5 protein-coding genes are annotated in these 7,621 nt (G+C 69.8%); 3 read left to right on the top strand and 2 right to left on the bottom strand.

Annotated features, from left to right (window positions below; all coding sequences use genetic code 11):
* The coding region (locus R4P08_RS18215; protein WP_317815275.1) for a DUF2599 domain-containing protein at nucleotides 1-444 on the top strand (444 nt) is incomplete at its 5' end.
* A gap of 155 nt (nucleotides 445-599) precedes the next feature.
* On the opposite strand, the gene R4P08_RS18210 is transcribed toward R4P08_RS18215, so the two are convergent.
* Together R4P08_RS18210 and R4P08_RS18205 are read right to left on the bottom strand one after the other, a co-directional pair.
* On the bottom strand, nucleotides 600-3,818 hold the full coding sequence (locus R4P08_RS18210; protein ID WP_317815274.1) for a heterodisulfide reductase-related iron-sulfur binding cluster: 3,219 nt from the start codon (nucleotides 3,816-3,818) through the stop codon (nucleotides 600-602).
* A 173-nt stretch (nucleotides 3,819-3,991) separates the two neighbouring features.
* Nucleotides 3,992-5,608, bottom strand: a complete 1,617-nt coding sequence (locus R4P08_RS18205; protein ID WP_317815273.1) for a S1 family peptidase — start codon at nucleotides 5,606-5,608, stop codon at nucleotides 3,992-3,994.
* Between the two features lie 232 nt (nucleotides 5,609-5,840).
* Between R4P08_RS18205 and gdhA the strand changes: the two genes are divergently transcribed.
* Nucleotides 5,841-7,187: an NADP-specific glutamate dehydrogenase gene (gdhA, locus tag R4P08_RS18200; protein WP_317815272.1), complete on the top strand. Its 1,347-nt coding sequence runs from the start codon at nucleotides 5,841-5,843 to the stop codon at nucleotides 7,185-7,187.
* A gap of 229 nt (nucleotides 7,188-7,416) precedes the next feature.
* The coding region (locus R4P08_RS18195) for a helix-turn-helix domain-containing protein (RefSeq protein WP_317815271.1) at nucleotides 7,417-7,621 on the top strand (205 nt) is incomplete at its 3' end.

The following is a 7,621-nucleotide window of genomic DNA, read 5'->3' as shown; positions in this document are numbered from 1 at the left end:
GCGCCAGCCGCCGCCGCGCCAGCCGCCGCCGCGCCAGCCGCCGCCGCGCCGGCCGCCGGTTCGGCCACCGGTTCGCTCGGATTCCTCGCTGTCACCACCGGATCAGCGTCCTCGGACTCCCACAAACCCTCGCCGTACATCGCGGACGTGCAGTGGGTCAACGGGCTCACGGATCGTGCGCTCCGGGTGACCCCGACCGAAGCCGGCCGCACCAGCTGGGGGCCCAGGGACGAGGCGGATGCGTGGGCGGAGTTGGTAGCTCTCGAACCCGGCGTCGATACCCCGGGCATGCACCAGCAGTTCTCCTGCCACTGGGTCTTCGCCCGGGTGGTCGACCCGACGCGGCGGGCGTGGCAGTTCGAACCATGGCGCCCGGTAGTCCCGGACGCCATGATGATCGCGACGGGGTGCAATCCGGGGAGCGGTTCGTCGTCCGGATCCTGAGCAGGCCACGGCCGTGGGCGGGGACCGCGCCGAAATCGATAGCGGACTCAGATCCCGTAGCTCAGGTCTGATCGCCGGGATCTCCGAATCGACCAGAAGACGTGCGGCCCGTGATCAGCGTTCTGATCACGGGCCGCACGTCTGTTCTCCGGTGACTAGCTCAGCGAGATGCCGTAGCCGCCGGCCTTCTTGGCCTTGAGGGAGGAGGACTTCTTCGGCGTCTCCGCCGCGTCGGTCTTCTGCTCATCGGCAGCGGGGGCCTGATCTGCGGGGCTCTGATCCGCGGGGGCGTCAGCCGCAGGGGCTTGGGCGTCTGCCGTGGGGGCGTCATCCTTGACCTCAGCGGGGGCCGCTGTCGCGGACTGCTCGGCCGTCGGCTCGGCGGGCTCTGCCGGGGCGGCAGCAGGAGCCTTGGTGCCGGGCGCCTTGGGTGCTCCCGGAGCCTTGGCCCGGCCCTTCAGGCCAAGACCGACGGCCGGCTTCGCGGGCTCGGCCGCAGCGGCGGCGGCACCGGTGGGCGCAGCGGTGGCCGTCTCGGTGGCCGCAGACTCGGCGACCGCGGACTCGGATGCCGCGGCGGCGGCCGGGGCGGCGGCCTTGGATGAACCGGGAGCCTTGGCGCCACCCGGGGCCTTGGGGGCTCCCGGAGCCTTGGCTCCTCCGCCCAGGGTCAGGCCACCTGTCTTGGGTGCGCCGGTCGTCGCCGGTGCGGTGCCCGCAGCGGCCTGCCGGGTCTCCTCGGTGCGCTCGGCGTCCTTGACCGCGGACTGAGCCTCGGTCTTGGACTGGCCGGGGGCCTTGGGAGCACCCGGCGCCTTGCCACCGCCGCCGAGCTTGAGCCCGCCCGACTTCGGTGCGCCCTTGGAATCGGCGGCCGACGGACCGGCCTCGGCAGCACTGACGGTGCCGGCGGTGCCCGCCGCCGCGACCTCGGCGCCCTCGCCCTTGTCGATCACGGGGTTGTCCGGGGCCTGCTCGGCCTCGGCCTCCCTGGTCTCGGTGGGCTCGGCGACCGCGGTCCGGGCCTCAGCGGCCGTGGCGGACCCGGACTCGGCAGCACCCTTCCCGGCCGTGGTCAGATCCCGCTTCGGCTGCTCCAGCCAGGAGGCCTCCCGCGGCTCGGGCAGGGTGCCCTCGCGGGTGACGGACTGCAGCAGCAGCTGGGCCACGTCCACGACCTCGACCTTGCCCTCCTGCTCGGTGCCGGCGGTCTGCGCGTCGGCACCGTCGGAGAGCATCACGCGGCAGAACGGGCAACCCGTCGCGATCTTGGTCGCCTTGGTGGCCAGTGCCTCGTCGACGCGGTCGACGTTGATGCGCTTGCCGACCGTCTCCTCCATCCACATGCGGGCGCCACCGGCGCCACAGCACATGGATCGCTGACCGTGGCGGGGCATCTCCGTGAGGGTGACGCCCGAGCCGTCCATGAGCTCACGCGGCGCCTCGTACACCTGGTTGTGGCGGCCGAGGTAGCACGGATCGTGATAGGTCACGCCGCCCTCGATTGGGGCGACCGGCACGAGACGCTTCTCCCGCACGAGGCGGTTGAGCAGCTGCGTGTGGTGCACCACCTGGTAGTCGCCGCCCAGCTCGCCGTACTCGTTCTTGAGCGTGTTGAGACAGTGGGCGCAGGTCACGACGACCTTGCGCTCCGGGGTGGGCACGCCGTCGAAGGCGCCGTTGATGGTCTCGATGTTCTGCTCGGCGAGCATCTGGAACAGGAACTCGTTGCCCGCGCGACGGGCCGAGTCGCCGGTACAGGTCTCGCCCTGGCCCAGCACAGCGAACTTCACACCAGCGGTGTGCAGCAGCGTGGCCACGGCCTGGGTGGTCTTCTTGGCGCGGTCCTCGAAGGCGCCGGCGCAGCCGACCCAGAAGAGGTACTCGGTGTCGGAGAAGTCCTCGATGTCCGACCCGACCACGGGGATCTCAAAATCGAGGGTCTTCATCCAGTCGTCGCGGCCCGAGTTGTTCTGGCCCCAGGGGTTGCCCTTGTTCTCGAGGTTCTTGAACAGTCCGGCGAGCTCCGTGGGGAACTCCGACTCGATGAGCACCTGGTAGCGACGCATGTCGATGAAGTGGTCGACGTGCTCGATGTCCACGGGGCACTGCTCGACGCACGCGCCACAGGTGGTGCAGGACCACAGGGCCTCGGGGTCGATGATGCCGGCGAGCATCGGGTCGTCGGAGACGTCGGCGGTGGTGTGGCCGATGAGCGGGCGCTGGGCCTCGAGGCGGGCGGCCTCGGGGATCTTCGCGAGCTTCTTCTCGTCCGGGTTGCCCTCGGCATCGACCAGTCCGGTCTCCTCACCCATGGTGGTCTTGCCACCGGCGAGCAGGTACGGGGCCTTGGCGGCGCCGTGGTCGCGCAGCGCCATCATCATGAGCTTGGGGCTGAGCGGCTTGCCGGTGTTCCAGGCGGGGCACTGCTCCTGGCAGCGGCCACACTCGGTGCAGGTGGAGAAGTCCAGCCAGCCCTTCCAGGAGAAGTCCTCGATGGCGCCCGCACCCAGGGTGGGCTCGAAGTTCTCGTCGGCCTCGGTGAGCTCCTCGATCTTCTCCATGGTCAGCGCCTGGCCGTCCATGGTCATGGGCTTGAGGGCGCCCAGCGCGGTGCGGCCATCGGCCTCGCGCTTGAAGTAGATGTTGAAGAACGCGGCGAAGCGGTGCCAGGCCACGCCCCACGTGATGTTGCGGCCCACCACGTACAGCCAGATCATGCCGGTGAGGAGCTTGACCAGCGCGAAGACCGAGACCATGAGCTCGTTGGCCGGCAGGATGGTGGAGATGGGGCCGGTGACGAAGTCGGTGGCCCAGTGGAAGTGGTGGCCGTCCGCGGCCTGCAGCGAGAGCTTGCCGGCCTTGACGAACATCATGCCCAGGCCCTCGAGGAGGACGACGGCTTCCACGAAGTAGGCGGCCTTGCGGTCGGATCCCACAAAGCGGTTGAGACCGCGACGCATGTTGATCTGGCGGATGATGATCAGCGCCGTGATGCCGACGACCGTGCCCAGGCCCAGGAGCTCGTCGACGAGGTGGTACCACGCCTGATCGGACACCCACGGCCAGCCGCCGCGCGGGTTGAACGTCTGGATGTACGCCTCGAACCAGACAAAGGAGCCCAGCATGAAGCCCACCATGACGAGCCAGTGGAAGGCGCCCACGGACTTCTTCCTGGCCATCCGCGTGTGCGCGGCCACTTCGACGAGGACGTTCTTCGACCGCGCGAGGACCGGACCGAAGCGGTTGAAGCCGTCCTTCTGGCCCAACATGATGCTCCGCACCATGGTGCTGACGCCGAGGATGAAGGAGGCCCAGCAGAAGAGGCTGAGCAGGACACCGATCGTCCCCAGAGTGATGGTCACGGGTGACATGGTTCGTGGCCTTTCGTAGCTTTTCTCGTCGCACGAGCACTCAGAAAGACCTGGGGGTGCCCCTCGACGGACTTGTGGTTAAAGGTAAGCCACGCGGGCCCCGTTCCACGAGTTGAGGTCGCCCTTACTCGGCGCTCTCTCCTCGGGTACGGGGCCCGCGGTTTCTGATCGGTTCAGCTGGTGCGCAGGCTCAGTCCCGGGTGCGCGGCCAGCACGTCGGAGATCGGGACGGCCGACAGGCGCGGGGTGAACCGGCCCGCCTCCGCCACCGCGGCGGCGTTGGCGCAGGTGCCGGTGTCGGCGACGTTGGACGCGCTCGAGATCCCGAGGGCCTTGTCGCCCGAGAACACCACACCGCCGCTGTCACCGGGCAGGGCGCACAGGTCCACCGTGAAGGCGTTGGCGATGGTCCGTGACCCGGCCACATCGATCTGGGCGCCGACGTCCGAGATGGTGCCGCACGAGAAGCCGGTGCGGAACCCGCTCTTGCAGGCCTTCTGTCCGACGACGGGGTCGGCCGTCCCGGTGATCGCCTGCGTGGTGTCGGGGCCCGTCCCGACCAGGTTGGTGCGGAAGCGGTCGGCGAAACCGGGGTCGACGGCGACGAGGGCCGTGTCGATCAGGTCCTTGCTGGTCCGCGTCATGGTGCCGAACTCCACGCCGTCGGCCAGTGCGGCGCGGGTGCCGTCGGCGCCGGCGCAGTGCGCGGCGGTGATGACGACAGTCGTGCCCCCGAGCTCGCCGTTGAAGCCGGTGGAGCACTCGAGGAGCCCGCCGGGGACGGGGACCTGGTAGGCGGTTCCGCCCACGACGGGTCCGGCCGGGGCGACCTGGGCACGGCGCTGGTCGGCGGGGACCGGGGTCACGGGGTTGGGGACCGTCTCGTTCATCCCGTCGATGACCGAGCCGGTGCCCGGCGTCAGGCCGGCCAGCAGGTCGATGATGGTGCGCATGGGCCCCTCGGGGATGATCCCGGCCTCGCCCAGCAGCGCGAGGCTGCCGAGCGAACCCGAGTCGCCGCCGGCCGGGGAGAGCGCCTGCGCGCCCGGCTGGGCTCCGGCTTCGGCGCCCGCGCGGGTGGTGGCGGGTTCGAGTCCGTCCATGGTCGGCTCGCCGTCGGACTGGGTGCCGCCGCCCTCGCTGCCGAACGGTGCGGTGTCCCAGGCGGGGTCGGGGGCCTCGATCATGTCGACGACGGCGAGGTCCTTCAGTCGCGCGGTGAGGTTCCCCAGCTGGGCGGCCTCACCGCCGCGGGTGGTGACGACGACCTCGTTCCGGGTGGGGTCGACCCGCACTCCGGTGACGAGTGCGCGCATTTCCTCGGGGAGGCCTTCGACGATCGTTCCCACCTGACGCTCGCGCGCGGAGAGCTCATCTGTGGTGAGCGCCACGTCCCGGACCGTGAAACCGGCATCGGCGGCCTCGGAGCGCAACTGGTCCCCGGCCTCCCCGGCGACGACACCGACCAGGCCAGTGCCCTTCTCGTCCAACCAGACGCCGCCGAACGAGTCGCGGAACTCCTGCGCCCAGCGGGGACTGACCGCGGCGAGTCGCTCGCCGATCCCGGCCTGCGCGAGGAACTGCTCGGGGGTCAGGCCCAGATCGCGGTGCAGGGCCTCGATCAGGGACGTCAGCTGCGGCGCGAGTGCGTCGGCGAGGGTGGGGAGCACCTGCGCGGCGGCCGGCGCAGGCGATACGGGGGCCGGGGAGGGTGCCGCGCCGGCGGGCGCCGCTGTGACGACCAGGGCCGCGGCGGCGGCGAGGGCGGCGAACTTCGAGCTGGTACGCATGAGGGCCTTCCGTGATGCACGGTGGGACGACGGAGGTCGACCGGTCTGGGCCCAGATTACGGAGATGTGATTCCTGAGTCCAGTGTGACACGTGTTATTCGTGTGATCTGAGTGAATTCATTCGGCTGTTTTGCGCCGGTGCTGAATCGGAGTTTGGTCCGTACTGGCGCTAGGCTGCCTCTTCGGCAAAGGCGTTCGCGTCATCACCAAAGACTTTTCGACCGGAGGTCCCATGTCCGACGCTGACGTCGCACTGCATGACGCGCTCGACACCGTGGTGCGACGCAATCCCGGGCAGCACCTCTTCCGGCAGGCCGTGCACGAGGTCCTCGAATCGCTCGTCCCGGTGATCAAACAGCACCCGGAGTACGTCGAGGGCGGGATCCTCAAGCGGATCATCGAGCCCGAGCGCGTGATCTCGTTCCGCGTCCCCTGGGTCGACGACGCCGGGGTCATCCAGGTCCAGCGCGGCTACCGTGTGCAGTTCAGCTCGGACCTCGGCCCCTACAAGGGCGGCCTGCGCTTCCACAAGTCCGTGGACGAGGACACGCTCAAGTTCCTGGGGTTCGAGCAGGTCTTCAAGAACGCACTCACCGGCCTCGGCCTCGGCGGCGGCAAGGGCGGCTCGGACTTCGACCCGCACGGTAAGAGCGACGCCGAGGTCATGCGCTTCTGTCAGTCGTTCATGGCCGAGCTGGCCCACTACATCGGCGCCGACCTCGACGTGCCGGCCGGCGACATCGGCGTGGGTGGCCGCGAGATCGGCTACTTGTACGGCCAGTACCGCAAGGTGACGGGCCGGAACGAAGCCGGGGTCATCACCGGCAAGGGCGTCGGATACGGCGGTTCCTGGGCGCGGACCGAGGCCACCGGCTACGGCCTGGTCTACTTCGTCCGCGAGATGCTGCGCGACACCGACTTCAGTTTCGAGGGCTCCCGCGTGGTGGTCTCCGGCTCCGGCAACGTGGCCCTCTACGCCGCCAAGAAGGCCGCACAGCTGGGCGCCAGTGTCGTCGCGTGCTCGGACAGCTCCGGCTACGTGCTCGACGAGGACGGGCTCGACCTGGACCTGCTCTCCGACATCAAGGATGTCCGCCGCGAGCGGCTCTCCGCCTACGCCGCCGAGCGCGGGAACTGCACGTTCGTCGAGGGGCGTCCGGTGTGGGAGGTCGAGTGCGACATCGCGCTGCCGTGCGCGACCCAGAACGAGCTCGACGGCGACTCCGCCCGCATGCTCGCCGACAGCGGCTGCCGGTTGATTGCCGAGGGCGCCAACATGCCGTGTACCGAGGAGGCCATCCAGGTCATCCAGGAGCGGGGCATCCTCTTCGGGCCGGCCAAGGCCGCCAACGCCGGCGGCGTGGCCACCAGCGGGCTGGAGATGCGGCAGAACGCCGGTCGCCTCCAGTGGGACTTCGAGCGGGTCGACTCCGAGCTCGACCGCATCATGACCAACATCTACGCCACGACCTCCGCGACCGCCGAGGAGTACGGCTCTCCCGGCGACCTCATCGCGGGCGCCAACATCGCGGGCTTCCGTCGGGTCGCCGATGCCATGCTGGCCCAGGGTGTCATCTGATCCGTCTTTCCCCGTCGCCAAGAGCGTTCCGCACGCATCGCCCGAGGGTGGTCTCCAGTAGCCAGCGCAACACCCTGACTGATCGGGGTGTGTGGTGCCGAAAGAGCTGGACTGGAGACTGCGGGCGGGTCTGTGTCGCTCGCTGCTGGAGGGAAGTACCGGGCGTGAAGCCGCGGCGCAGTGGGGTGTCAGCGTGGCTACGGCGTGGAGGTGGGCCAAGCTCGCTGGCATGACGTTTGAAGTGGGCCGGCACGGTGGCGTGGGCGTGGTTGTCGAGACGGCCGAGGCCCGGCGGCCGTTGAGCGGGCTGGCGAGCTATCGCCGGTTGAGCCTGTTCGATCGGGTCTATATCCAGGCCATGTGTGACCTGCCGATCCCGGCGGGGATCAGGGCGATCGCCCGGGGTCTGGGGGTGGCCGCCTCGACGGTCTGCC

The sequence above is a fragment of the Rhodococcus sp. IEGM 1408 genome, from assembly GCF_033142235.1.
GTDB lineage: Bacteria > Actinomycetota > Actinomycetes > Mycobacteriales > Mycobacteriaceae > Dietzia.
The sequence above is the reverse complement of the archived record's forward strand: the minus strand, read 5'-3'. Positions and strand labels throughout refer to the sequence as shown.

Coding starts and splice junctions, on each gene's coding strand:
- R4P08_RS18210 (WP_317815274.1), bottom strand. CDS start 3,818: ATGTCACCCGTGACCATCACTCTGGGGACGATCGGTGTCCTGCTCAGC.
- R4P08_RS18205 (WP_317815273.1), bottom strand. CDS start 5,608: ATGCGTACCAGCTCGAAGTTCGCCGCCCTCGCCGCCGCCGCGGCCCTG.
- gdhA (WP_317815272.1), top strand. CDS start 5,841: ATGTCCGACGCTGACGTCGCACTGCATGACGCGCTCGACACCGTGGTG.